The organism is Beduini sp. (genome assembly GCF_047239305.1).
Taxonomy (GTDB): Bacteria; Bacillota_I; Bacilli_A; order Erysipelotrichales; family Coprobacillaceae; genus Beduini.
This window is the reverse complement of record NZ_JBKTEM010000009.1, coordinates 24,148-44,718: the sequence shown is the minus strand read 5'-3', so window position 1 is coordinate 44,718 and position 20,571 is coordinate 24,148. Positions and strand designations below refer to the sequence as shown.

Annotated in this window: 28 protein-coding genes; 25 read left to right on the top strand and 3 right to left on the bottom strand. The window is 35.1% G+C overall.

Going from position 1 to position 20,571, the window contains the following annotated elements; all coding sequences use genetic code 11:
* Positions 1 to 183 precede the first annotated feature (183 nt).
* From ACLRVU_RS11660 to ACLRVU_RS11645, 4 genes are all read left to right on the top strand, one after another.
* A complete protein-coding gene (locus ACLRVU_RS11660; protein WP_412891996.1) occupies positions 184 to 717 on the top strand; it encodes a hypothetical protein in 534 nt (177 codons plus the stop codon).
* 313 nt (positions 718 to 1,030) lie between these two features.
* Complete coding sequence (locus tag ACLRVU_RS11655; RefSeq protein ID WP_412891995.1) at positions 1,031 to 1,180, top strand: DUF6019 family protein; 150 nt, start codon at positions 1,031 to 1,033, stop codon at positions 1,178 to 1,180.
* 197 nt (positions 1,181 to 1,377) lie between these two features.
* Positions 1,378 to 1,761: a PAS domain-containing protein gene (locus ACLRVU_RS11650; protein ID WP_412891994.1), complete on the top strand. Its 384-nt coding sequence runs from the start codon at positions 1,378 to 1,380 to the stop codon at positions 1,759 to 1,761.
* Positions 1,762 to 1,809: 48 nt separating this feature from the next.
* On the top strand, positions 1,810 to 2,301 hold the full coding sequence (locus ACLRVU_RS11645; protein WP_412891993.1) for an AAA family ATPase: 492 nt from the start codon (positions 1,810 to 1,812) through the stop codon (positions 2,299 to 2,301).
* A gap of 107 nt (positions 2,302 to 2,408) precedes the next feature.
* On the opposite strand, the gene ACLRVU_RS11640 is transcribed toward ACLRVU_RS11645, so the two are convergent.
* Positions 2,409 to 2,756, bottom strand: coding sequence for a hypothetical protein (locus ACLRVU_RS11640; RefSeq protein WP_412891992.1), 348 nt, complete (start codon positions 2,754 to 2,756; stop codon positions 2,409 to 2,411).
* A gap of 169 nt (positions 2,757 to 2,925) precedes the next feature.
* Here ACLRVU_RS11640 and ACLRVU_RS11635 point away from each other — a divergent pair, with 169 nt between their 5' ends.
* The 19 genes from ACLRVU_RS11635 (at position 2,926) to ACLRVU_RS11545 (ending at position 15,050) form a co-directional block, all read left to right on the top strand.
* Positions 2,926 to 3,243 (top strand): hypothetical protein, encoded by a 318-nt coding sequence (locus ACLRVU_RS11635; RefSeq protein ID WP_412891991.1) that lies wholly within the window; start codon positions 2,926 to 2,928, stop codon positions 3,241 to 3,243.
* 32 nt (positions 3,244 to 3,275) lie between these two features.
* Entirely contained in the window at positions 3,276 to 3,521 is a 246-nt protein-coding gene (locus ACLRVU_RS11630) for a hypothetical protein (protein WP_412892034.1), read from the top strand.
* Positions 3,434 to 3,745 carry a GNAT family N-acetyltransferase gene (locus tag ACLRVU_RS11625; RefSeq protein ID WP_412891990.1) on the top strand — a complete coding sequence of 104 codons (312 nt, stop codon included), beginning with the start codon at positions 3,434 to 3,436 and terminating at the stop codon, positions 3,743 to 3,745. Before ACLRVU_RS11630 ends, ACLRVU_RS11625 begins: the two co-directional genes overlap by 88 nt.
* Before the next feature lie 39 nt (positions 3,746 to 3,784).
* Positions 3,785 to 4,303 carry a methyltransferase family protein gene (locus ACLRVU_RS11620; RefSeq protein ID WP_412891989.1) on the top strand — a complete coding sequence of 173 codons (519 nt, stop codon included), beginning with the start codon at positions 3,785 to 3,787 and terminating at the stop codon, positions 4,301 to 4,303.
* Positions 4,304 to 4,562: 259 nt separating this feature from the next.
* Positions 4,563 to 5,312 carry an MFS transporter gene (locus tag ACLRVU_RS11615; protein ID WP_412891988.1) on the top strand — a complete coding sequence of 250 codons (750 nt, stop codon included), beginning with the start codon at positions 4,563 to 4,565 and terminating at the stop codon, positions 5,310 to 5,312.
* 117 nt (positions 5,313 to 5,429) lie between these two features.
* Positions 5,430 to 6,419, top strand: a complete 990-nt coding sequence (locus ACLRVU_RS11610) for a linear amide C-N hydrolase (RefSeq protein WP_412891987.1) — start codon at positions 5,430 to 5,432, stop codon at positions 6,417 to 6,419.
* A 97-nt stretch (positions 6,420 to 6,516) separates the two neighbouring features.
* On the top strand, positions 6,517 to 6,879 hold the full coding sequence (locus tag ACLRVU_RS11605) for a hypothetical protein (protein WP_412891986.1): 363 nt from the start codon (positions 6,517 to 6,519) through the stop codon (positions 6,877 to 6,879).
* A 65-nt stretch (positions 6,880 to 6,944) separates the two neighbouring features.
* Positions 6,945 to 7,520 (top strand): TetR/AcrR family transcriptional regulator C-terminal domain-containing protein, encoded by a 576-nt coding sequence (locus ACLRVU_RS11600; RefSeq protein WP_412891985.1) that lies wholly within the window; start codon positions 6,945 to 6,947, stop codon positions 7,518 to 7,520.
* A gap of 118 nt (positions 7,521 to 7,638) precedes the next feature.
* Positions 7,639 to 8,466 (top strand): MBL fold metallo-hydrolase, encoded by an 828-nt coding sequence (locus ACLRVU_RS11595; RefSeq protein WP_412891984.1) that lies wholly within the window; start codon positions 7,639 to 7,641, stop codon positions 8,464 to 8,466.
* A complete protein-coding gene (locus ACLRVU_RS11590; protein WP_412891983.1) occupies positions 8,463 to 9,035 on the top strand; it encodes a histidine phosphatase family protein in 573 nt (190 codons plus the stop codon). The genes ACLRVU_RS11595 and ACLRVU_RS11590 overlap by 4 nt, the downstream gene beginning before the upstream one ends.
* Positions 9,036 to 9,047: 12 nt before the next feature.
* A complete protein-coding gene (locus ACLRVU_RS11585) occupies positions 9,048 to 10,025 on the top strand; it encodes an aldo/keto reductase (protein WP_412891982.1) in 978 nt (325 codons plus the stop codon).
* 116 nt (positions 10,026 to 10,141) lie between these two features.
* Complete coding sequence (locus ACLRVU_RS11580) at positions 10,142 to 10,573, top strand: hypothetical protein (protein ID WP_412891981.1); 432 nt, start codon at positions 10,142 to 10,144, stop codon at positions 10,571 to 10,573.
* Entirely contained in the window at positions 10,563 to 11,405 is an 843-nt protein-coding gene (locus ACLRVU_RS11575; protein ID WP_412891980.1) for a DNA/RNA non-specific endonuclease, read from the top strand. The genes ACLRVU_RS11580 and ACLRVU_RS11575 overlap by 11 nt, the downstream gene beginning before the upstream one ends.
* 70 nt (positions 11,406 to 11,475) lie before the next feature.
* Entirely contained in the window at positions 11,476 to 11,862 is a 387-nt protein-coding gene (locus tag ACLRVU_RS11570) for a DUF1847 domain-containing protein (RefSeq protein WP_412892030.1), read from the top strand.
* 21 nt (positions 11,863 to 11,883) lie between these two features.
* Positions 11,884 to 12,369, top strand: coding sequence for a pyridoxamine 5'-phosphate oxidase family protein (locus ACLRVU_RS11565; RefSeq protein ID WP_412891979.1), 486 nt, complete (start codon positions 11,884 to 11,886; stop codon positions 12,367 to 12,369).
* Position 12,370: 1 nt separating this feature from the next.
* Complete coding sequence (locus ACLRVU_RS11560) at positions 12,371 to 12,853, top strand: GNAT family N-acetyltransferase (RefSeq protein WP_412891978.1); 483 nt, start codon at positions 12,371 to 12,373, stop codon at positions 12,851 to 12,853.
* 118 nt (positions 12,854 to 12,971) lie between these two features.
* Positions 12,972 to 13,310: a TIGR04076 family protein gene (locus ACLRVU_RS11555; protein WP_412891977.1), complete on the top strand. Its 339-nt coding sequence runs from the start codon at positions 12,972 to 12,974 to the stop codon at positions 13,308 to 13,310.
* A gap of 16 nt (positions 13,311 to 13,326) precedes the next feature.
* A complete protein-coding gene (locus tag ACLRVU_RS11550) occupies positions 13,327 to 13,683 on the top strand; it encodes a VOC family protein (RefSeq protein ID WP_412891976.1) in 357 nt (118 codons plus the stop codon).
* Between the two features lie 23 nt (positions 13,684 to 13,706).
* On the top strand, positions 13,707 to 15,050 hold the full coding sequence (locus ACLRVU_RS11545; RefSeq protein ID WP_412891975.1) for an MATE family efflux transporter: 1,344 nt from the start codon (positions 13,707 to 13,709) through the stop codon (positions 15,048 to 15,050).
* A 30-nt stretch (positions 15,051 to 15,080) separates the two neighbouring features.
* Here the strand turns inward: ACLRVU_RS11545 and ACLRVU_RS11540 are convergent, their stop codons facing one another.
* Positions 15,081 to 15,479 carry a MerR family transcriptional regulator gene (locus tag ACLRVU_RS11540; RefSeq protein ID WP_412891974.1) on the bottom strand — a complete coding sequence of 133 codons (399 nt, stop codon included), beginning with the start codon at positions 15,477 to 15,479 and terminating at the stop codon, positions 15,081 to 15,083.
* Between the two features lie 152 nt (positions 15,480 to 15,631).
* Between ACLRVU_RS11540 and ACLRVU_RS11535 the strand changes: the two genes are divergently transcribed.
* Positions 15,632 to 16,246: a flavodoxin family protein gene (locus ACLRVU_RS11535; protein WP_412891973.1), complete on the top strand. Its 615-nt coding sequence runs from the start codon at positions 15,632 to 15,634 to the stop codon at positions 16,244 to 16,246.
* 68 nt (positions 16,247 to 16,314) lie between these two features.
* On the opposite strand, the gene ACLRVU_RS11530 is transcribed toward ACLRVU_RS11535, so the two are convergent.
* Entirely contained in the window at positions 16,315 to 17,034 is a 720-nt protein-coding gene (locus tag ACLRVU_RS11530) for a glucosamine-6-phosphate deaminase (protein ID WP_412891972.1), read from the bottom strand.
* A gap of 251 nt (positions 17,035 to 17,285) precedes the next feature.
* On the opposite strand from ACLRVU_RS11530, the gene ACLRVU_RS11525 reads away from it, so the two are divergent.
* Positions 17,286 to 20,570, top strand: a complete 3,285-nt coding sequence (locus ACLRVU_RS11525; RefSeq protein WP_412891971.1) for a response regulator — start codon at positions 17,286 to 17,288, stop codon at positions 20,568 to 20,570.
* Position 20,571 lies beyond the last annotated feature (1 nt).

The following is a 20,571-nucleotide window of genomic DNA, read 5'->3' as shown; positions in this document are numbered from 1 at the left end:
CAAATATTGAACTTAGCTTGGCACCTGTCTATTTGTCATATTGAGTCAAACAGGTTGATCTGTTTTTAATTTCAATTGTTGATATAAAGTTTCTATGATAATATAAAAATAGGATATATCTAAATATTAGAAAATACAAAAAAGATTTACAATGTACTTAGTTATAATTTAGGGGATGGCTCAATGTATGAATTAAATTATTTTAATGATAGAAATAAAGCACAGTTAGATATTGCGCTTGGTCTGTTCATGAATAAAAAAAGAATAAAGAAATTAAAAAAGCTTCCAAAAGCTTCTACGAATTTTAAAACTCTCTTGCTTCAAGCCTTTTTATTTTTTATAATAGCTTTTATTTATTACTTATTACAAAAATCCGATGTAAATATCTTTCTGACAGTTATGCAAACAATTTGTATAATTCTAGGAGTAATATGGCTATTTTTAGCCTGTGTTAATTATTACATAATGTATACTTCTTTTAAACAAATTAAGAATGCCGATGATCTAGTGAGTTTAATAATAGATGAAGAATACATCATGGATAATAATAAAAAATATTACTGGAATAGTTTGTATTGTTGTGCTATTTTAAATGACATTATTGTATTAATTTTTAAAAAGGATGCTCTTTATATACCATATAATGAGGAACATTTAAGGATATTAAGAAAAGTAATTGATGATGAAAGTTATTTTTACAGTATGAAAAATAAGTAAGCTCTTCTATTGTCTATATAAAGTGACTTATTTTAATTTTATTGATAGAGTAAAAAAGGGAAGAGTTTCTAATATTTTACTTAGGCTTCTTATGCAGAATTAGAGCCTGGTATAATCGGATCCGTTATATGGAAATGGTCTTTGTGAGTTATCAAAGATAGTTAACACATTTAAACTAATGTATGAATGTCAAAGACTTTACTATAAAACAGTCTTTTTATTAGAATTAAATGAATAGAATGTGTGTCCTGTTGTCTTGATACAGAAAGTGAAATTCAGGTATATCCGATATAACATGAAAGGATAGATAAGTATGCTCAATTTACTCAATATAAATGTAGGATTAAGTATAGTTATTACAGTTTTACTATTTGTTATTTTATGTTTTATTATGAAGTTGGCAGTCAAAGCAGGAGTAAAAGAAGCCTATCAAGAGATAAAAGACGATGGCAGTTTAAAATAGAAAAATAAAGAAGTAAGTAAAAATCTATATAACATTAAACATATTTCTATTATATTAATATTTATATTTAAAATGTTTTTTGATTGTATTTATTATATATGTTAGTCTATAAAGTTATCCAATCTAGTAAGAAACAATATAACGGCGTTTATCATTCTTGTATATGATGTGAAAAATAATAAAAAGAGGACTAAAAAATGGAAATAACAAAAGAAATTTTAGAAAGTATTTTAGATGCCTATATTTATGAAATAGTTTTTGTCGATCGGGAACATATTGTTCGCTATATAAATAAAAAAGCTAAGCAAAGATATGGGGATCGCGTTCAAATAGGAAATAGTCTTTTTAATTGTCATAATCAAAATTCGAAGATCAAGATTGAAGAATTTTTAAGGCGTGCAGATGCTGGTGAAGAGGAAATGTTTGAACTTCTTAATGGTAAAACAGGTGAAAGAGAATTCTTTGTACCAGTAAGAGATATAGATGGTAAGGTGATTGGTTATTTTGAAAGACATGAAATGCCATGGAATCAAGATGAACCGGAAGTGCCTGTATTTGAATATTGGAAACATCGGCAATAAGGGAATATAATAAATTTAAATGATATAAAATTAAAGAGGAAAAGAACAATGGGGATTAAGAATTATTTAATTGAAGGAGTATCTTGTACAGGGAAAACAACAGTTTGTGATGAACTGATAAAACGTGGCTATCAAGCAATTCATGGAGATCGTGAATTAGCCTATCAGGGGGACCTTGAAACCGGCTTGCCAACAGCTGGTCTGACACATGAACATCATATTTGGAACATTCAGAAAGTAAAATGTTTAGTCGCCAATCATGATGAGAAGATCACCTTCTTTTGTGGAGGGTCTCGTAATTTTTCAAAGTTTATTGATTTATTTGATGAGGTATTTATCCTTGATATTGATCTTGAAACCTTGAAACATCGATTAGACCAGCGTCCTAAAGACGAATGGGGATCAAAACCGTCAGAAAGACAACTAGTGATAAAACTGCATCAAACAAGAGAGGATTTACCTGAAAAGGCAATTATCATTGATGCCACTCAACCGATTGAGAAAGTAGTGGACGAAATTATTCGTCAAATTAAAATATAACCGAATATGATGTAATAAAGTTATGATTGTATCTTGATACTGTGATATGTAGACTCAAGATACTTTTATTTTAAAAAGAAAAGACTATCCAATTGGATAATCTTATCTTAAAAACCAGAGTAACTCGATATCTTTATAATACCATAGGTTTTGCATTCTATGTACAAAATTCGGTTGCCAGTGTCCCCTTTAATATCTTTGGTAGGCTTTAAATAAGTATTACGTGTTCCATAATATGTAGGACTTGGATCAAAGCCCGTCGTATAGGCATCAATTAACGCAATCGATAGTCTGATTGAACCTGTAGTAGAAAAGAATGAATAGCTAAAAATTACTAATAATGCAATAAGGGGAATAATAAATCCTTTCCTTTTCTTTTTAAGAATAGTATAAAGCATCCAACCCATTCCAATGATAGAAATAATACATAGGCACCAAGCTAAAGTAAGTTCCATTTTTCTGCCTCATATCTTTACTATTATTATAACACTATTTAAAGTCATAGCAAACTTGCTAAGCTAGTGTATGAAAAATGCAAAAGGAGATAAGATTGTAAATAAGGAAAATCTATAGTAAAATTAAATAAAGAAGATACATTGAATAATGAATGAGGAGGGAAGTACTATGAACTATTGTGAAAAATGCTATCATCTAAACGATCAGGAAGAATGCAGCTGCTGCGGTAATAAAAAATTAAGAGAAATTACGGATAAAGATGTAGTTTTTCTTATAGAAAAACAAACAATTTGGGCAGAGATGCTGAAAGAAAAGCTTGATCATGCAGAGATACCTTTTGAATGTGTTGAAGGTATGGGAGCTGCAATGGCAATAAAAACAGGGCCATATCTGGAGAATTACCAGTTCTACGTACCTTACGCTTATTATTCAAAAGCAAAAATTATTATTGATGAAATGTTTTCACAGGATCAAACTGCTGATTAATAATAAATATTTTTTAAAATAAAGGAGAAAAAATGATTGTTCTTAGAGAAATGATGAATAACGATATACCGCTCTTTAAAAAATGGCTCTATTTGCCGCATGTTGCCAAGTGGTACCATGAGCCACTAGATTGGATTGAAGAGATTGAAAAACAAGACAATGAATTTTTTCCTGGTTTTATCACTTTATTGTGGAAGATAATGGAAAACCAATTGGCTTTTGTCAATATTATGCTTGTCAGGACAGTGATGAATCTTTGGGTGGGTATACAAAACTAAAAGGAACGTATAGCGTCGATTACCTGATTGGAGAATTAGACTATCTTAAAAAAGGATATAGAAAACAAATCCTTGAAAGTCTCATTTATATGATTATGACTCATGATGATGCCAAGAGAATCGTCGTGGAGCCGGAACCGGAAAATAAGGCTTCTTGTAGGTTACTAATATCACGCGGATTTGACTTCGATCAAGCCACAGGAATCTATGTAAGAGAACTATAAAAATGCTTAGTTTAAGCTAAGCGAAAGGAGCAGCTGCTAATGAATGCCTTTTTATTGATGATCCCATTCTTTTTTATACGTTTTGGTTTAATGCAGATGGTCAATAAAGAGGCATTGTCACGTGCAGCCTTTTTTTCGCCATTACAAGGAAATGAAAAAATTGCTTACCTTGTTTATCAGTTATCTAATATCCTTATCATTCTTTATCCGCTTTTCTTAAAGATTCAATTGGATCACTATACATTTTTATTTGGTTTCCCCCTCTATATTTTAGGCACCGTTATTCTTGCTTTATCCATTACTGCTTTTGCTAAACCGGATCCTAATGGGCTAAATAGAAAAGGTATCTATCGCTATTCTCGCAATCCCATGTATGTTGCTTATTTCCTATGTTTTTTAGGGATTACGGTCAGCACACAATCAATTTTGTTGCTGTTAGCGGTATTCACTTTTCAGATTTCGGCTCACTGGATTATTCTTTCCGAAGAAAGATGGTGTCTTATTAAATTCAAAGAGGATTATGTGGATTATATGCGACATGTCAGACGTTATTTTTAAATACTTTAATATGCAATTCTATATACGATAATGCGATTTATATTTAACTACTGAATTTATTTTAGTAGTTTTTTATATGTAATTTAAAAAAATCGGATAAACTCTGCCCATGCTTTTAATGTAAGATACACATATTCTGTATGGGTATTTTATTATATTAAACTCTACTGATATAATAGATCTTGTGGCATATTATAAGTTCGTATCTGTAAGATGTTTAAAATAAGAATCAGGAGAGAAAAAATAAATAAATCATAATTTGAAATTAAAAATTGCATTACTGTCTTGCTGTTTTGCCACAGCGTCCATAAATGCAATTGCGGGAAATATCCCGGAAATGGTAAAGACATTTTCTTCAACACCGCTTTATATCATTGAGTTAATCACAACGATTCCGTCATTGTTTCAAATGCTGGCAATTATGTTCGGTCGGTTTATCGCTAAGAACATAGACTATAAAAATAATATCCCTTTAGGAATCGTCTTATTCGGTACTGGGGGTGTTTTCCCTATTTTCATTCAGGAAATCATTCTTATCTTGCTATCCAGAGCTGTTTTTGGGATCGGTGTAGGTTTAATTTCTTCCTCACTGTTTACCTTAATTATTTCATTCTTTGATGGGGAAACAAGAAGCACTATGATCGGAATGCAGGGAAGCATAGGGGGCTTAGGAAGTTTGGTTGCTACCTTTATTTTCGGTCAGCTTCTGATATGTGGTTGGAGCTACTCGTTTATCACTTATTTTGTCAGTTTTATTCTATGTTTTATGTGCAGTGGCATTTGTATCTTTATTCAAGAGAAAAACCATTCTGTCTATGTTCATTTTGGTGAGAATGCATCCAGTGTAGTTTTTGTGTTTCAAAGTTTAGGTGCATTCTTAGCCCCATATCTTGGTAATATGTTTAGTTATGTGACAACGGGTTTAAATAGTCAGTTCATTATGCGCGGAGTTATCTTTGGAGTACTGGCATTAATAGCTTTCTTTATTAAAAGACCGATTCAAGATTAAGATTCAATGTAATATTGGATCTTTTTCATTTGAATATACTTAGAGAATCTTAGCTAAGGAATATCTCTTATATAAATAGAATATATAACAGTAGAAGATATAAACTTAGGAGGGCCTATGTGCACAGCAATCAATGTTAAAACGCAGTTTGGCAGTATTTTCTTAGGACGTACAATGGATTTTTCTTATCCTTTAGATCCGCAGCTTTATGTTGTACCTAAAGGTTATGAATGGAATAATCAGCTAAATACGCATACGATCAAGGCGAATTATACTTTTATGGGCATTGGTCAGGATATTTCTCCGATAACTTTTGCGGATGGAGTCAATGAAATGGGTTTTGCAATCGCTGTTTTATATTTTCCCGGCTATGCAGTTTATGATCCGATTGACATGCAGGATCGTCGAACCTTATCTGTTACTGCACTTGAAATGACCAAGTTTTTATTGAGTACCTGTGCGAATGTTGACCAAGCAGCTAAGTTATTGAAAACAATTCGAATTGTTGGAATAGAGGATCCGGTAACTCAATCGATTGCTCCGCTTCACTGGATCATGGCAGATAAAGAGGGAGCCTGTTGTGTCATTGAAAAAACAGAAAAAGGCTTACAGGTAATGAATAATCCTATCGGGGTACTATCAAACAGTCCTGACTTTTTATGGCATATGACAAATTTAAGAAATTATATGAATGTAACCCCGACACAGATGGAAGCGATAAAGTGGAACTCATTTAGTTTAACACCATTTGGTCAAGGTGCGGGTACCTTCGGTTTACCTGGAGACTATACGCCGCCATCCCGCTTTGTCAGAGCTGCCTTTTTAAAAAGCCATACCATTTACCCAAATAATCAAAGTGAAGCAGTGGCAGCCTGTTTTCATGTAATGGAAAGTGTAAGTATTCCTAAAGGCATAGTCATAACTAAACGAAAAACCAGTGATTATACTCAATATACAGCGTTTATCGATCTAGTAACTTCACGATACTTTTTTAAAACTTATGACAACAGTGAGATTATAGCGGTTCAATTACCACTTTATTCCCAAAATAAAGATCAAATTATTTCTTTAGGTAAACTGATCCATCCAATAACGTTTAAGCATTGAACTTAGGAACTTGGAACCATGAAGGTGAAGAGTTCTTTTTTATTGCACATAAAATAAATAAAGGGTAGAATATAAAATAAAAAGAAGGAGGGCTTTTATGGAAAGCAATACATCAGAAGGATTAATGGAAGCGGAAAAGGTAATTTCTGCTACGATTAAAAACTGTGAAAAAATGCAGCCAAAATTTATAAAAGGAAGTTCACAGCATACTTTACTGGAAAACAGAATAAAAGCGTTGTATATCTCAAAAGCCTTAATCAGACAAGCAGACCTTTCTGTTTATACCATAGAAGAACTTCATCAGGCATTGCCGCCCATCCTCTCTATTATTCATAAATGTGAAAAAGGGCAGTCCAAGTTTGAAAAGGGAACCCCCTATTACCAGCGTTTTACCCCTTTGATCAATGCTATGTCCCAATCGTTGATTCTGCTTAAAGAAGAAATTGATAAAAGAAATTAATTATTTAAGGTTAATCTTTTTATAGTTGTATAAAAACTGATATACTAAGAACAGGAGGTGGGGATATGGCAATTAATATAAAAGCCCTCTTGGCAAATGGCTTGCTGGAACTTTGTGAAGAGATACCGCTGGATACGATTACTATCAAACAATTACTGAATAAAACTGAAGTTAGTCGACAGACTTTTTATAATCATTTCAAGGATAAAAATGACTTGATTCAATATATTTATTTAGAAAAGATTATACCTCGCTACAACGATGCCAATACTGAAATTGATTTTTATGAGTCTCTTTTGGATACCTTTAAAAGAATGAAAGAATATCATGTTTTTATGAAACAAGCTTGTTTGATGGAGGATCAAAATTGTTTAAGAGACTATATTTTTGATCACTGCAAACAATTTGATTTAGAGTGGCATCAGCATCTTTATGGAGAAAAGCCAATGCCTGAGGCTCTTCGTTTCGCAACTGAGTACCATGCGACGGCTTCCAGCAGTATGACACTTTCTTGGATATTATCGGATATGCCTGCCAGTTGTGAAGAGATGGCATTACTGATTACAAAAATGCGCGGAATTGGAATGGAAAAACTGTTTGCCGATGCGAACACAGGGTATAATCCTTATCAAAAAAAATGAATAGGTTGACAATTTAAGTAAAATGTCAATTTATGGACAACATAAAAATAATTGTAAATTGCTCTCTCTTTCTTTATACATTAAAATGGAATTGTATAGAAAAGGAGGGCTTTTATTTATGGAAATAAAGAGAAGTATACATGGACAGGCAATGCCTGAAAAAGTAATAAAAATAAATGAAGATGCTTTTTTACCAACCCGTCAAACTGAAATTCGCTGGCTTGGCAATGCCGGTATTATGATCAACAGTCACGGAACAACTTTGATGATCGACCCCTTACTGGAAGGATTTGATATGCCGCTGCTTTTTGAAATGCCGATCTTGCCGCAGACAGTTCCTCATTTAGATGCCGTACTGATTACCCATATTGATAATGATCATTTCAGCAGACCGACATGCTCGGATTTAAAACCAGTTTGTGAAGCCTACCATGCCCCTTATTATGTGGCAGAAGTGATGAGAGAGGAGAGCATTAACGGAACCGGACACGCCATTCATGATACGTTTAAGGTCAATAATATTACAGCAACATTAACCCCTGCCAAACATAACTGGCAAAATGGCTCAACGAAGTATCATTATAGAGAATGGAAAGAAGAAGATTACTGTGGTTATTGGCTGGATACAATAGATGGAACGATCTGGCTTCCGGGAGATTCCCAACTTATGGAAGAACATTTACAAATGCCTTCTCCTGATGTCATATTGTTTGATTTTAGTGATAATGACTGGCATATCACATTCGATGGGGCTGTCTTATTGGCTAATACTTATCCAAACGCGGATTTGATCTGTATTCATTGGGGAAGTGTTGATGCCCCTGATATGTCACCCTTTAATGGGAACCCCGAGCTATTGAACAGTAAAGTAATTCATCCGGAGCGTATTCGAGTTTTAGCACCGGGAGAACCCTTTACTTTAACTAAGAAACAGGTGAAAGCATGAAAAAGACACTTTATTTAATGCGGCATGGAGAAACCATGTTTAATATCCAGCATCGCATTCAAGGCTGGTGTGATTCTCCCCTGACAAAAAACGGTATTCAGCAGGCAAAGAAAGCAGGGCAGTATTTTAAAAATCAAAACATTATCTTTGATCATGCTTACTGTTCAACTAGTGAGCGATGCAGTGACACTATAGAGTATATAACCGATATGCCTTATACCCGACTGAAAGGATTAAAAGAGATGTTTTATGGCGAACTGGAAGGAGAAAGTGAACGTCTAAACTGTCAGACACCTAAGGAATGCGAAACCTATTATTTGCAGTTTGGCGGGGAGTCTTCAAATACAGTGAGAGATCGAATGCTGGAAACTCTCACTTCTATAATGGAAAAAGAAGATCACAGCTCTGTCTTAGCTGTATCACACAGCGGTGCTTGCTTTAATTTTTTAAGAGCGATTCAAGATCCAATGGAAGAATTAGAAAAAGGTTTCGGCAACTGTTGTATCTTTGTTTATGAATTTACGGACCATCAGTTTTATTTAAAAGAAGTGATCAGACAACATTATTAGGAGGTAAGAATTATGGAATACGTTAAATTGGGAAATACAGGATTAGATGTGTCAAAAATATGTTTAGGCTGTATGAGTTTTGGAGATCCAAAGAAATGGATCCACAGTTGGGTATTAGACGAAGCTGCATCAAGAAAAATTATTAAAAAAGCTTTAGATCTAGGTATTAATTTCTTTGATACTGCTAATGTTTATGGCATAGGCAGCAGTGAAGAAATCTTGGGCAAAGCGTTAAAAGACTATGCTGTTAGAGAAGAAATCGTCATTGCCACGAAGGTGAGCGGAAAGATGCATGATGGACCGAATGGTTCCGGACTTTCAAGAAAATCAATCCTTCATGAAGTTGAACAGTCGCTTCAACGTCTGCAGACAGATTATATTGATTTATTGTATATTCATCGCTGGGACTATCAGACACCGATCGAAGAAACAATGCGAGTCCTCAATGACTTAGTCCGATCAGGTAAAGTTCATTATATCGGAGCTTCCAGCATGTATGCATGGCAATTTCAAAAAGCCCAGTATGTAGCAGAAAAGAACGGTTGGACTAAATTCTCAGTCATGCAAGGACATTATAATTTGCTGTATCGTGAAGAAGAACGGGAAATGAATCCTTTATGTCTGGATATGGGGGTTGCTTTGGTCCCTTACAGTCCTCTTGCCGCCGGGCGTCTGACAAGAGATTGGGACAGTGAATCAAAACGTGCACAGGAAGATCAAGTGGCTAAACAAAAATATGATGCCACAGAAGCACAAGATAAACTGATTGTACAAAGAGTAGCGGAAATAGCAGAAAAGCATCATGCGACTCGTTCACAGATTGCGGTTGCATGGCTTTGGCACAAAGGAGTGACGGCTCCGATCGTAGGGATTACAAAAGAAAAATATTTAGATGATTTTATCGGTGCCTTAAATATCACTTTGAGTAAAGAAGATATGACATTACTTGAAGAATTTTATCTTCCTCATTCTATTATTGGGCATCAGTAGTGAATAAAATGGTTGTACAAACAGCCATTTTTTTATGTCTTTTTTAGCTTATTCATGTCCGTTAAAATAAATTTATGTTAGAGTAAAACATGTAAGTATAAACTGAGGTGAAAACAATGAAAATTATAGTATGTTTAGACGATCAAAACGGAATGATGTTCAATCAAAGGCGGCAGAGTCAGGATCGTATGGTAAGAGAAGATATCATGAGGCTTTCACTCCCTATTGTGATGAATGCCTATTCTTATAAGATGTTTGAAAAAGATGCTTTTGCAAAAGCGATTATTATAAAAAATGAATTGCCTGTTTTTAAAGATGATTGCTATCAGTTTATTGAAGATTTGGATATAAAGCCATATGAAGACCAAATCACAGAAATTATCGTTTATTCTTGGAATCGAAGCTATCCCAGTGACTTAAAATGGACGATAAATCTAGCTGATAAACAATGGCAGTTAATATCTGAAACGGAATTTCAGGGTAATTCCCATGACTGTATTACCAAAAAGGTGTATATCAGAAACGAGGATTTGACACATGATGTTTAGAAAATTACTGCTTATTTTTGTTCTTGCAGTCAGCCTCTTTGGCTGTTCTTTGGCACCGGAAAAAGAAGTCGTTGATTTAGCTGACCTTCCGGAATTTTCGGGAGAACCCTATGTTGTTGTGAATGACAATATCCCAAATTTTGAAGAAAGTGATAAAAATACAAATTCATTTGAACGATACAGCGATCTTGATTCACTGGGAAGATGCGGAGCAGCATATGCTAATGTTTCAAAAGAAGTAATGCCCATAGAAAGTCGTGGATCCATTGGACAGGTAAGACCCTCTGGCTGGCAGACTGTTAAATATGATCAGATTAATGGGAAATATCTCTATAACCGATGTCATTTAATTGGGTTTCAGCTGACCGGAGAAAACGCAAATGAGAAAAATCTGATTACAGGTACAAGATATATGAATACAGAAGGTATGCTTCCTTTTGAAAATATGGTTGCTGACTATGTCAAAGAAACAGACAATCATGTGTTATATCGAGTGACACCTGTTTATGACGGGGACCATTTAGTCGCGAGCGGGGTTTTGATGGAAGCTGAATCCGTTGAGGATAATGGTGAGGGTATTCAGTATTGTGTGTATGTGTATAATGTTCAGCCGGGTATAAGTATTGATTATTCTAATGGAGACAGCCACTTAAATGAAGAAATCGATACTAAAGAAGTGATAGGAGCAGAGATCCGAGGAAATAAAAAATCAAAAGTCTATCATTGCCCAGGACAAGCGGCTTATGAAAGTATGAAAGATTCAAAAAATTTGATTATATTTAATAACGAAGAAGAAGCAATCGAGGCCGGATATCGAAAAGCAAAACAGTAAATATAAAAATATTTTATAGATAATACAGGAATAGCTGTTATAATGGGATAAATAAAGGGGAGAAAAATGAATATACTGTCAAAAGCATAGCTGTCATAAAAATGATTTAGAGAATGCCCCGAAGAACTGTCTGTCATTAGACGAGGAACAAAAAGAAATTATCAAGCTGTATCAAGATAAAGAAAATTTTGATATAGCGAAAGCTTCTTCTAAAATTGGAATGGATGACTACGGCAGTAAAACCCAACTGAAAGAAATGATTGATTTTGCTCATGAGATGGGCTATCAGAAAACAGATTTTAATATTGTGCTAGGTCTTTGTGTTGGGCATGACACATTATGTTTTAAATATTCAAAGATTCCGGTTAGTGTGTTAGCGGTAAAAGATCGTGTACTGGCTCATAATCCGTTAGGGGCTGTTTATTTAGCTGACAGTTATTTTAAAGATAAATTTTAGTGTTGGTAAAGGAGAAAGATTATGTTTAGAGAAATACGTCGTAAAAATCAACTATTATCATTAGAAGAAACCATCTTCATTCTTGAACATGAAACATCAGGAACTTTAGCGGTTCTAGGGGATGACGGGTATCCTTACGCAGTGCCATTAAGTTTTGTCTATGAAGATTCTAAGATTTATTTTCACTGTGCTAAGACCGGGCATAAGATGGAGGCTATTTTAAATGATGATAAAGTATCGTTCTGTATCATTGCTCAGGATCACATAATTCCGGAAGAATATACAACGTATTATCGAAGTGTGATCGTGTTTGGAAAAGCACGTCTATTAGAAAGTGAAGAAAAACGTCATGCGATTGAAATCTTAGCTAAAAAGTATTCCCCTCAGGATGAAGAAGGACGTGCAAAGGAAATCGAAGAATCTTTTAATCGCGTAGCTATGGTTGAAATCGCTATTGAGCATATGTCAGGGAAAGCTGCCCTTGAACTTGTTAAAGGGAATAAGTAGAATGGCAGATACCGGAATTCCCGTCATTTCAACTAAACGTTGTCTGATTCGTTCGTTTCAGCAGTCTGATATCTTCACTTTTATGGAGTATCACAATAATGAACAGTGGATGTGCTATCAGGGATTCAAAGGGCTGACCTACGAGCAGTATTACCAAATATTGTTAAAGCCGTCTATGTTGGAGGAAGGAATCCAGCTCGCTATTATTAATCATAAAGAAACAAAGCTGATGGGTGATCTTTATTTGAAAAAAGAATCAGATCAGCTTTGGCTGGGATACACCATACATCCTCTATATCAGCGTCAGGGGTATATCTGTGAAGCCATCTTTGGAATTATAAATTGGGCTTCAAAACAGGATATATCATTTTTGAAGGCTGGTGTTTTCCCTGATAATACGGCAAGCAGGAATCTCCTTATAAAATTAGGTTTCAATTTTATCACAAGAGAAGAAGACGAAGATATTTACAGTTTCAAATTATAAGCTGCTTATCCCAAGGATGGGCAGTTTTTTTACCGCTTTCATAAAAGCGTTAGTAAAATGTCGATAAATAAAGTATAATGTAAAAAGAATAATGACTATATATGGGGGAGGAGCGCATATGGAACATAAATGTAAAATCACAGTATTAAAAAAAGAATGTTATCAAGATTTACAGGCAGAATACTTGGCAGATCCTAAAGCAGGGGTATGTCCGCTGTTTGAAGTAGGACAGGAGTTTATTTTAGAAAGAAACAGTGAACGTGATGATTTCTGGCATATGATGGATGGAAAATTTTGCTCCGAAGCATGGGATGCGATCAGCCGTTATGTCTATACAGCTTTGCAGGGAGGCTCGATTATGAAGGGCTGGACCAACGATGAAAAAATGATGATTGCCTGTTGTAATGATGGAACACGACCGGTTATTTTTAAAATTGAACGTATCGATGTTGAGTAATAGAAAGGAGACCGTGATGAATTGTCGGTTATATTCTTTATATCTATGTGTAAAAGATATGGAGCGCGCTATTACGTTTTATAAAGATTTCTTTGAAAAATTACCATTAATAGAAGATGAAATCTACAGTGTCTTTGATCTTAATGGTTTTCGCTTAGGATTATTTGCTTATCAGAAAATGGGAGAAAATCATGAATTTGGAAGCAATTGTCTGCCAAGTTTAGAAGTAGAAAGTTTAGATGTTCTCAAAAATAAAATAAAGAATTTAGAAATATGCTTTCCTCTTACCAAAATAAAAAATAATTGGGTTGTGGAGTTTATTGATAGTGAAGGTAATCACATTGAACTGACAGCTCCGATTAATATAGAGTAGGAGAGCAAAACGGGAGAAAAAGTATGTTTAATTTTCAAGTAGATCTAACAAAAGATAAAATATTTAAAGCCTTACTGTTGTTTGCAATACCAATTTTTATCTCAAATATTTTTCAGCAGTTTTATAATACGATGGATACAATGATTGTTGGTAATGTTTTAGGGGATACCTCATTAGCGGCAATCGGTGCCTGTACAGCAGTGTATGAACTGTTAATCGGTTTTGCACTTGGAGTCGGAAACGGTTTGAGTATCGTTGTAGCAAGAAGCTTTGGAGCTAATGATAAAGAGTTGTTAAAACGTTCTGTTGCCGGATCCATTGTGATCGGAATAGGGTTGACAATTATTATAATGATTATTTCGCAGCTGGGACTATATCCACTGCTTAAATTATTAGATACTCCGCAAAATATTATTCAAGAATCTTATTCTTATATTTCGATGATTACGTTATTTGTAGGAGTTATGTTCGCTTATAACTTGTGCGCCGGATTATTGCGTGCAATCGGAAACAGTTTCATGCCTTTAGTTTTCTTAATTATCTCTTCAGTAGTTAATATTGTATTAGATTTAGTGTTCATCACTCAATTTAATATGGGAATCCAGGGAGCAGCGATCGCAACCGTTATTGCCCAGGGAATTTCCGCAGTTTTATGTATCGTGTATATGTGGAAAAAAACTCCGATTTTGATTCCGCAAAAGGATCATTTCAAGTTTGATAAAGCGTTATATCAGGAATTGGCGGGACAGGGATTCTCTATGGGATTCATGATGGCGATTGTTTCATCAGGAACTGTTATATTACAAAAAGCAATCAATGGCTTTGGCTATCTTACTATTGCCGGTCATACGACAGCTAGAAAGATCAATGCTTTTTGTATCATGCCATGTGCTACCATTGCAGCTTCTTTATCTACTTTTGTTTCACAGAATAAAGGAGCTGATAATCGTGATCGTATTATTGAAGGTGTGAAAACCGGGTTTAAGATTGCGATTGGTTGGGGCATCATCGCAACGGTTGTTTTATTCTTTTTAGCCAGACCGTTGGTTACATTGCTTTCAGGTTCAAGTGAAGCGGTTGTACTGGATAATGGCTCTCGTTATTTAATGATTAACGCTCCTTTTTATGCCGTACTGGGAATTCTTTTAATACTGAGAAATTCACTGCAAGGCTTAGGAAAAAAAGTAGTGCCATTAATTTCAAGTGTCATTGAATTTATTGGTAAAGTAGTCTTTGCATGGCTATGTATTCCAGCCTTGGGGTACTTTGGCGTTATTATCTGCGAACCGGTAATCTGGTGCTTAATGTGTGTTCAATTATTATATTCTTTCTTTAAGAATCCTTACATTAGAGGAACGCAGTCATAAAAAAGAGGCAGTATCTAATTGGTATTGCCTTTAGTCTTCTATATCTATGAGATTACTGCTGTATTTAATCTCACCTGCTAGAACACCATCAAAATAGTCCTGTTTTTGTTTGATGAACTGTAGAGATTGTTGCAGCAGCTGCATTTTATGAAGCAGTATTTCATTGGTTTTAGAAAGCATTTCTTTTCTTTGTGGAATGCTGGAAACTCCCTGCAGACAATATTCCATATAAATTTTCATATCTTTGATGCTGAATCCACAGTTTTTTAAGCATTGCAGACTTTTTAGCCAAGCAATATTTCTTTCATCAAAATCACGGTAATTATTTTTATCTCTTTTTACATTAGGAACTAATCCTTCTTTGCAATAGAACTTTAATGTTTCATAGGTCATTCCTACTTCTTCACAAGCTTCTTTCATCGTACACATTTTTTAATTCCTCCATAAAGTATAAAAAACTCTTGCTCGGTTGTTACTACCGGATGCTATAATTTAATTGTAGAGCGAGACCAACAAAAAAGCAAGAAAGAAAATGGTTGTGAATTTTAAGCAGTAAACTTAGTGTAATAGGAGGAATTACAATGAAAGTATTACTAATTAACGGGAGTCCTAATATCAAAGGATGTACCTATACCGCTTTAACGGAAGTGGAAAAAACATTGAATGAGGCAGAGATTGAAACAGAAATCATTCAGGTTGGCAGTAAAGATCTTCGTGGCTGTATTGGCTGTCGTCAATGCAAGAAAAATGGGAAATGCGTATTTAATGATTTAGTGAATGAAGTAGCACCGAAATTTGCTGAATGTGATGGTATTGTGATCGGATCACCGGTTTATTTTGCCTCAGCAAACGGGACTTTAATCTCATTTATCGATCGATTATTCTATAGTGTACCGGTAGATAGGTCAATGAAAGTAGGTGCAGCGGTTGTCTCTGCCAGACGTGGCGGATGCTCGGCTACATTCGATGAAATTAATAAGTATTTTACCATTTCGGGAATGCCGATCGCTTCTAGTCAGTATTGGAACAGTGTTCATGGGTATACGCCTGAAGATGTCTATGCTGATAAAGAAGGATGCCAAACGATGAGAACTTTAGGAAGAAATATGGCATTTCTTATCAAGAGTATTCAATTAGGCAAAGAAGAATATGGATTACCTGAAAAAGAAGAACGTGTATCCACAAACTTTATTTAGTTCTTTAATGGATGAAGCATTTAAACATAAAAAGAGTTGGGATTAAAAGTCTCAGCTCTTATTTTTTATTATATATTTGTATAATGGTTTGGATCGATTAAAGAAGCAGCTTCCTGATCGCAGATTACGGTAAAATTAGGGTGCATCTTTAATATGGTTACCGGTACGTCCTGATTGATTGGTTCGTCCAAGAATCTCTTGAAAATCTCTGCTTTTTCTTTTCCGTTAACGATCATTACCAGATGTTTCACTCTCATTAGACTCTTTGGTCCCATCGTTAATGAATAAGGCTGACGTGGACGATCACCATAACCGGGATTGACGGCTTGCTTATCTTTAAAGTCAATGCAGTAGGTATAACTGTCAAATGGGGTACAGCGTGGACAGTTCCCACAGAAATGACCATCATAGCCAAGACCAATGACCATGACATCAATGCCTCCCGCATTTTTTATTTCATTATCATAATTTTGCCAGTTATCTAAATCCATAATATGAATGCGTTCATCAGGGATATGCGCTTCTTTAAAAAACAGATTCTGCATATCATTCCAGTTTGGACCATGAGGCTCATCTGTATATGGATTTTCATCAAACAGATAATATTCAATATCTTTAAACTTTTCTTGATCTTTTACATGAGGAATCATCATCGAATACATTGTTTTAGGTGAACGACCGGAAGTTAAAGAAATATTGACACGTTTGTCCTGCATCATTGCACCTAATAAAATAAACATGGCACTTTCACTCATCTTTTGTTCGTTTTCTTCAATTATTAGTTTCATACCTTTTCTCCTTTATATAAAGCGCTTACAATTAAAGTATACTGTTTTTTACAATAATGGTCAACAACTCCGGTTTTTATCATTCATTTAGGCTTCTATTATCAAATAGGGGAAGGTCATCGTTAAAAAGGTAGGATGAATAGGAAAAATGTTTATCTTTTCCAATATAATGAAAACGAGTATAATAAACATATATTGAACAACAAGACTCTGTGATTAAATCAATGAGAATTAAAGATTGGAGATATGGAATGATTAAGAATAAAGAGGAAGTCATCGCTTTTGCAGCTTATATTATGCATACTTTTTTTGTGGATAATAATATAGAACCATTGATTAATGCGATGAGTGATGACATTTTATGGATGGGTTCTGGAAGAGTACAGGTGGCAGAAGGAAAAGAAAATGTCGCTCGTCATTTTATTGAGGGGAAAGATGATTTGTCTCCCTGCCTGTTTAGTGAAGAAAACTATGAAGTGACCTTATTAGGTGAAAATGATGCGATCTGCCAAGGACACGGCTACATAGATACACATCCAAACAGCGATGTTAAACTTCATGCCTTTCAGCGTGTAACTTTTGTTTTTCATAAAGAAGGTGATACGTTTAAGATAAAACACTTACATCATTCGATTGCCTATGAAGCGATGGAAGATGAAAAACTGTTTCCTGTTCGTTATGGGAAACAGCATTATCAAACCTTGAAAAATGAATTAACGAGAAAAGATAATCAGATTGAATTAATGCTGTCGCAGCTTCCGGGTGGAACAACGATTTGTTCACTCGATGAAAACTTGACAACTAAGTGGATTTCTAAAAGTGGGTGTGAATTATTAGGTTTTGAAAATGAGAAAGAATTTTGGGAAGAAACAGGCGGCGATACCACGAAAGTCATCTATCAAGAAGATATTCCTAAAATAAAAAAAGAACTCAGCCGCTGCCTTGGGGAACGAAAATCTTTTATGCTTGAATATCGTTTAAAAAGAGCCGACGGAAGATTGACTTGGATCGTTAATATCGGGAAGATCATAAAGAATGAAGATGGACAAGAGGAAGTCTACTGCTTCGTAAGTGATATCAGTGAACGTAAAGAAATGGAACTGTTGTATAAAAAAGCCGATTTAGATGTGAAGCGTCAGGCAGCTTTTATGATGGAATTATTTAATACATTGCCATGCGGTATTGTTCAATTTACCGTTGATGATGCACATTTATTGTTGATGACAAACCGCTATGGCTGGGAAGTCTATGGGTATGAGGAAGAAGAGTTTCATCAAACGATCAAAAGTCCTTTGCAGTTTGTTTTAAAAGAGGACAAAGAACATATTATGGCATTACTGGACAGCCTTGTACTTGATGGTGAGTTAGTCAAATATGAAAGAAAAACATATAAAAAAGATGGCAGTGAACTTTGGATTTCTGTATTGATGAAGCGATTGATCAATATGGATGGAAAAGATGTCATTCAGGCAATCTATACAGATATTACCGAACAGAAGAAAATGCAGTTAGAAATAGAAAAAAGCAGAAGAGTGGAAACAGAATCTCTTCGTGCAGCAATCGATATCGCTTATCCTCTTATCTATAATTTAAATTTAAGTCAGGATAGCTATACTTTATTGAGTAATCGTATCGAAGAAGGTCTGCCTGAAAGCGGACAATATGATAAGCTGTTCGATAATTATCTGCCACGAGTGCACAAGGACTATCAAGAGGCATATATCGAGAATTTTAAAAGAAAAAATATGCTTCGACGCTTTGCGGCCGGAGAAAAAGAAATCTATATGGACTTACTGCAGTTAGGTGGGGATGGAAATTACCACTGGCAGTCTGCTCATGTCATTCATGTCGACGACCCTTACCAAGAATCGCAGTTAGCTATTTTATTGGTGAAAGAGATGGATGAGCAAAAAGCAGAGCAGCTTCGTCAGGAACAATTACTGCGTGATGCCTTAGCCAGAGCAAATGCAGCCAATGAGGCAAAAAGCAGCTTTCTATCATCGATGAGCCATGATATCCGCACGCCAATGAACGCTATTATTGGAATGGCGGCGATTGGTCAGATGAAACGCTATGACAGTGAGAATGTTAAACATTGTTTTGAAAAGATTGATGCATCAAGCCGTTATCTTTTAGCTTTAATCAACGATATTTTGGATATGTCTAAGATTGAGCAGGGGAAGATGAATATTAATCCGGTAGAATTTAATCTGATCGAAGTGATGCAGGAAATCAACAGCATTATCGTTCCGCAAGCTTATGAAAAAGAAATTAATTATGAAATGCATATTATGGAGCCGATCGCACATAATTATGTCGGTGATGGGTTACATCTGCGTCAGATTATGATGAATCTATTAAGCAATGCTCTTAAATTTACCCCTGTTTCAGGAGATATTACGGTTACGATTAGTGATGAATATCATCGTAATGGATATGCCTACTTAAAATTCTCAGTAAAAGATAATGGCATTGGGATTTCAAAAGAGTTTATGTGGAAATTATTTCAGCCCTTCGAACAGGAATATGCGGATTCTGCAAGAAATAAAGTAGGAAGCGGATTAGGGTTATCGATCGTTTATAATTTGGTTCATTTAATGGAAGGACATATTGAAGTCAAGAGTGAAAAAGACAAGGGCACTGAATTCATTGTGACAATCCCAATGAAGCTTGTCTTTATCAATAGGGAAGAAGAAGAGGTTCACCGACAAAAATCTTTGCTGAAGGATCTGAGTGTTTTAATTGTGGATGATGATACTGTGATCGGTGAGCAGGTGAGCTTAATCTTAGAAGATATTGGAGCTGATTGCTTATGGGTAGATTCCGGATATAAAGCTATCGAAGAAGTTAAAGCACGTCTTGAAAATAATTCTCTGTTTGATGTTGCGATGATCGACTGGAAAATGCCGGATATGGATGGATTGGAGACAACGAGAAGAGTCCGTCAGTTAGTCGGTCCGGATACGATGATTATTATTATTTCCGCTTATGATTGGAGCAGCATTCAACAAGAAGCCATTGAGGCAGGAGCCAATACTTTTATTACGAAACCCTTATATACAGAAAATATTTGTGATACATTAGAAAACTTATATACGGAATTCGAGTACCAAACTGAAAATCAAGTGAACTACAATCTTAATGGAAAAAAGATTTTATTGGTTGAAGACAATGAACTGAATATGGAAATTGCTAAAGAATTACTGGAAATGCAGGACTTGATCGTTGATACTGCAAGTAATGGACAAGAAGCTGTAGAGATGGTGAATAATCATGAACCCCAAACCTACTATGCTGTATTAATGGATATTCGCATGCCGGTGATGGACGGACTTGAAGCAACAAGAAAAATTCGTCAGTTGACAGGAATAAAAGGAGATTTGCCGATCTTAGCCATGAGTGCCAATGCATTTGATGAGGATAAAAAAATGGCACTGGCGGCAGGAATGAACGGTTATTTAGTAAAACCTGTCAATGCCTCCGACCTCTATCAGGCATTGAGTCAGCTGCAGAAAAAAGAATCTGTTATAGAATAAA

Bases quoted from the DNA above. Each gene is read 5' to 3' on its own strand.
- ACLRVU_RS11660 (WP_412891996.1), top strand. From the start codon at position 184: ATGTATGAATTAAATTATTTTAATGATAGAAATAAAGCACAGTTAGAT.
- ACLRVU_RS11655 (WP_412891995.1), top strand. From the start codon at position 1,031: ATGCTCAATTTACTCAATATAAATGTAGGATTAAGTATAGTTATTACA.
- ACLRVU_RS11650 (WP_412891994.1), top strand. From the start codon at position 1,378: ATGGAAATAACAAAAGAAATTTTAGAAAGTATTTTAGATGCCTATATT.
- ACLRVU_RS11645 (WP_412891993.1), top strand. From the start codon at position 1,810: ATGGGGATTAAGAATTATTTAATTGAAGGAGTATCTTGTACAGGGAAA.
- ACLRVU_RS11640 (WP_412891992.1), bottom strand. From the start codon at position 2,756: ATGGAACTTACTTTAGCTTGGTGCCTATGTATTATTTCTATCATTGGA.
- ACLRVU_RS11635 (WP_412891991.1), top strand. From the start codon at position 2,926: ATGAACTATTGTGAAAAATGCTATCATCTAAACGATCAGGAAGAATGC.
- ACLRVU_RS11630 (WP_412892034.1), top strand. From the start codon at position 3,276: ATGATTGTTCTTAGAGAAATGATGAATAACGATATACCGCTCTTTAAA.
- ACLRVU_RS11620 (WP_412891989.1), top strand. From the start codon at position 3,785: ATGAATGCCTTTTTATTGATGATCCCATTCTTTTTTATACGTTTTGGT.
- ACLRVU_RS11610 (WP_412891987.1), top strand. From the start codon at position 5,430: ATGTGCACAGCAATCAATGTTAAAACGCAGTTTGGCAGTATTTTCTTA.
- ACLRVU_RS11605 (WP_412891986.1), top strand. From the start codon at position 6,517: ATGGAAAGCAATACATCAGAAGGATTAATGGAAGCGGAAAAGGTAATT.
- ACLRVU_RS11600 (WP_412891985.1), top strand. From the start codon at position 6,945: ATGGCAATTAATATAAAAGCCCTCTTGGCAAATGGCTTGCTGGAACTT.
- ACLRVU_RS11595 (WP_412891984.1), top strand. From the start codon at position 7,639: ATGGAAATAAAGAGAAGTATACATGGACAGGCAATGCCTGAAAAAGTA.
- ACLRVU_RS11590 (WP_412891983.1), top strand. From the start codon at position 8,463: ATGAAAAAGACACTTTATTTAATGCGGCATGGAGAAACCATGTTTAAT.
- ACLRVU_RS11585 (WP_412891982.1), top strand. From the start codon at position 9,048: ATGGAATACGTTAAATTGGGAAATACAGGATTAGATGTGTCAAAAATA.
- ACLRVU_RS11580 (WP_412891981.1), top strand. From the start codon at position 10,142: ATGAAAATTATAGTATGTTTAGACGATCAAAACGGAATGATGTTCAAT.
- ACLRVU_RS11575 (WP_412891980.1), top strand. From the start codon at position 10,563: ATGATGTTTAGAAAATTACTGCTTATTTTTGTTCTTGCAGTCAGCCTC.
- ACLRVU_RS11565 (WP_412891979.1), top strand. From the start codon at position 11,884: ATGTTTAGAGAAATACGTCGTAAAAATCAACTATTATCATTAGAAGAA.
- ACLRVU_RS11560 (WP_412891978.1), top strand. From the start codon at position 12,371: ATGGCAGATACCGGAATTCCCGTCATTTCAACTAAACGTTGTCTGATT.
- ACLRVU_RS11555 (WP_412891977.1), top strand. From the start codon at position 12,972: ATGGAACATAAATGTAAAATCACAGTATTAAAAAAAGAATGTTATCAA.
- ACLRVU_RS11550 (WP_412891976.1), top strand. From the start codon at position 13,327: ATGAATTGTCGGTTATATTCTTTATATCTATGTGTAAAAGATATGGAG.
- ACLRVU_RS11545 (WP_412891975.1), top strand. From the start codon at position 13,707: ATGTTTAATTTTCAAGTAGATCTAACAAAAGATAAAATATTTAAAGCC.
- ACLRVU_RS11540 (WP_412891974.1), bottom strand. From the start codon at position 15,479: ATGTGTACGATGAAAGAAGCTTGTGAAGAAGTAGGAATGACCTATGAA.
- ACLRVU_RS11535 (WP_412891973.1), top strand. From the start codon at position 15,632: ATGAAAGTATTACTAATTAACGGGAGTCCTAATATCAAAGGATGTACC.
- ACLRVU_RS11530 (WP_412891972.1), bottom strand. From the start codon at position 17,034: ATGAAACTAATAATTGAAGAAAACGAACAAAAGATGAGTGAAAGTGCC.
- ACLRVU_RS11525 (WP_412891971.1), top strand. From the start codon at position 17,286: ATGATTAAGAATAAAGAGGAAGTCATCGCTTTTGCAGCTTATATTATG.